This window comes from Thermophilibacter sp., assembly GCF_966187215.1.
Genome location: NZ_CBIFYV010000118.1, coordinates 1 through 2,910, shown reverse-complemented (window position 1 = coordinate 2,910; position 2,910 = coordinate 1). Strand labels below are relative to the sequence as shown.

The window sequence follows — 2,910 nt, the reverse complement described above, 5'->3', positions numbered from 1 at the left end:
CGAGCGCCGGGTCCTTGCCCGCCCGGCCGGGCGCTCGTGGGGATTTGGCGCGGAGGGCCGGAGCGCGGCGGCGCGTGGTAAACTGCTCGCGCCAATGGAATAGCAAGGAGTTCAGATGCCCAAGCCCGTAGTCGCCGTGGTCGGCCGGCCCAACGTCGGCAAGTCCACGCTCGTGAACCGCATTGCGGTGAGCCGCGACGCCATCGTCCACGAGTCACGCGGCGTGACGCGCGACCGCTCGTACCATGACGCCGACTGGAACGGTCGCGACTTCACCCTCATCGACACCGGCGGCATCGAGTCCGTCAAGTCGAAGGACGTCTTCGCGCCCCGCATCCGCGAGCAGGCGCTCATGGCCTGCGAGGAGGCCGACGTCATCGTCTTCGTGGTCGATGGCACCACCGGCGTGACCGACGAGGACGAGGAGGTCGCGCGCATCGTGCGGCGCACCGACAAGCCCGTGTTCCTCGTCGTCAACAAGAAGGACGACCCGTCCCGCGAGCAGGATGGCCTGTGGGACTTCTACGCCCTCGGCGTCGGCGAGCCGCGCCCCATCTCGGCCGGTCACGGCCACGGCACGGGCGACCTGCTCGACGACATCGTCGCGGCGTTCCCCGAGCCCGTCGAGGAGGAGGCCGACGACGACGTCCTCTCGCTCGCTATCGTCGGGCGTCCCAACGTGGGCAAGTCCAGCCTCGCCAACCGCCTCGCCAACAAGAAGCGTTCGATCGTCTCGGACGTGGCGGGCACCACCCGCGACGCCATCGACACGATGATCGAGTGGAAGGGCCAGCCCATCCGCCTCGTGGACACCGCGGGCATGCGCAAGAAGAGCCAGGTCCACGAGGACGTGGAGTACTACAGTCTCGTCCGCGGCCTGCAGGCCATCGACCGCGCCGACGTCTGCCTGCTCGTGGTCGATGCCTCGATCGGCGTTACCGAGCAGGACCAGAAGGTCGCCGGCATGGCCGTGGACCGCGGCTGCGCGCTCGTGCTCGTGCTCAACAAGTGGGACCTCGTGACCACCGAGCAGCAGCGCGACGAGATCGTGGCCTCCATCGACAAGCGTCTCGCGTTCGCGCCGTGGATCCCCTCGGTCAACGTGTCGGCGCTCACCGGCCGCGCCGTCGACAAGGTCCTCGGCATGGCCGCGCGGGCTGCCGGGGCGCGCGCCTCGCAGCTGCGCACCGTCGAGCTCAACGACCTCATCGCCCAGATCCGCGAGGGCGGCCACACGCGCAGCGAGAAGGGCAGGCGCCTCAAGCTGCGCTACGCCACGCAGACCGGCTCCAAGCCGCCCCAGATATCGTTCTGGGTCAACGCGCCCGACCTCGTGGACGACAACTTCGAGCGCTTCATCGAGAACCGCCTGCGGGCGCGCTTCGACCTCACGGGCACGCCCGTGCGCCTGAGGTTCCGCAGGTCCAACGACGAGGGGAGCGCGCGATGATCGACTCGCTCACGCTCTGGACGGCCGTCTTCACGCTCGGCGCCTACCTGGTGTGCGGCGTGCCCTACGGCCTGCTCATCGCCATCGCGATGGGCCACGTCGACGTCCGCACCGTCGGCTCGGGCAACATCGGCACCACCAACGTGGCGCGCGAGGTCGGCGGCAAGGCGGCCGCGCTCACGCTTCTGTGCGACGTGGGCAAGGGCGTCATCTGGATGAACGTCGCGCGTTACGCCATCGCCGCGCTCGCCCTGGGCGGCGACGTCTCCTCGCTCGACCACACCACGCTCTTCGGGACCGCCCTCTCGGTGGTCTTCCTCGGCTGCATCCTCGGCCACATCTTCTCGCCCTACCTGCGCTTCCACGGCGGCAAGGGCATCGCGGTGGGCTTTGGCGCGGCGCTCGGCCTCTACTGGCCGGTGGCGCTCGGGCTTCTCGCCGTCTTCATCGTCTTCGTGGTGCCGAGCCGCTACGTGTCGCTCGGCTCGGTGGCGGCCGCGGTCTCGCTGCCCGTGTGGTGCGCTGTGTTCGGCTTCCCGGCCGTCTCGATAGCCCCGGTCGCCCTGGCCGCGGTCATCGTGGTCTGGTCGCACCGCGCCAACGTCGCCCGGCTCGCGCGCGGCGAGGAGCGGCGCTTCTCGCTGCACCACGCCGACCCCGAGGACGCAAAGACTGACACGACCGACACGGACGGCGCCGCGACCGGCGACGCCGACAGCAAGGAGTGAGTGACATGACGCTCGAGGACATCAGGATCGCCCCGTCGGTGCTCTCCGCCGACTTCTCCAAGCTCGGCGCCGAGCTCGCCGACGTGCGCGACGCCGACCTCATCCACTACGACGTGATGGACGGGCACTTCGTGCCCAACCTGAGCTTCGGCCTGGACATCCTGCGCACGGTCAAGGCCCACACGGACCTGCCCGTGGACGTGCACCTCATGATCTCCAACCCCGACGAGATGGTCGAGAGGTACCTCGACGCCGGGGCCGACTACGTGAGCTTCCACTACGAGGCCACCGCGCACGCCCACCGGCTCGTCTCGCTGATCCACGAGCGCGGCGCCAAGGCCTCGATCGCGCTCAACCCCGCCACGCCCGTTCTCGCGCTCGAGCCGATCATCGACGACCTCGACATGGTGCTCGTCATGACCGTGAACCCCGGGTTCGGCGGCCAGAGCTACATCGAGTCCTCCGCGCGCAAGCTGTGCCGCCTGCGCCGCCTGTGCGACGAGCACGGCGTGAGCCCGCTAATCGAGGTAGACGGCGGCATCTCGGCCAAGACGGCCGGCAAGGTCACGGGCGCCGGCGCCAACGTGCTGGTGGCCGGCAGTGCGGTCTTCGGGGCCCCCGACCGCGCCGCCGCCATCGCCGACATCCGCCGCGCCGGCGCGCTCGGCGTCTCGAAGAGCGCCTAGGCCCATGGGCGAGCGAACCGCATACACCTACCTCGACTACGCCGCC

At 70.0% G+C, this 2,910-nt stretch carries 3 protein-coding genes; all 3 read left to right on the top strand.

The genetic code is table 11. From position 1 onward, the window contains the following. Positions 1–115 precede the first annotated feature (115 nt). The 3 genes from der to rpe are packed head-to-tail and all read left to right on the top strand — an operon-like array spanning position 116 to position 2,864. Positions 116–1,450, top strand: a complete 1,335-nt coding sequence (gene der, locus ACWTSU_RS09430) for a ribosome biogenesis GTPase Der (protein WP_455140054.1) — start codon at positions 116–118, stop codon at positions 1,448–1,450. After that, positions 1,447–2,178 (top strand): glycerol-3-phosphate acyltransferase, encoded by a 732-nt coding sequence (locus ACWTSU_RS09425; protein ID WP_455140052.1) that lies wholly within the window; start codon positions 1,447–1,449, stop codon positions 2,176–2,178. Before der ends, ACWTSU_RS09425 begins: the two co-directional genes overlap by 4 nt. A gap of 5 nt (positions 2,179–2,183) precedes the next feature. Further along, positions 2,184–2,864: a ribulose-phosphate 3-epimerase gene (rpe, locus tag ACWTSU_RS09420; RefSeq protein WP_455140050.1), complete on the top strand. Its 681-nt coding sequence runs from the start codon at positions 2,184–2,186 to the stop codon at positions 2,862–2,864. Positions 2,865–2,910 lie beyond the last annotated feature (46 nt).

Bases quoted from the DNA above. Each gene is read 5' to 3' on its own strand.
- rpe (WP_455140050.1), top strand. From the start codon at position 2,184: ATGACGCTCGAGGACATCAGGATCGCCCCGTCGGTGCTCTCCGCCGAC.
- der (WP_455140054.1), top strand. From the start codon at position 116: ATGCCCAAGCCCGTAGTCGCCGTGGTCGGCCGGCCCAACGTCGGCAAG.
- ACWTSU_RS09425 (WP_455140052.1), top strand. From the start codon at position 1,447: ATGATCGACTCGCTCACGCTCTGGACGGCCGTCTTCACGCTCGGCGCC.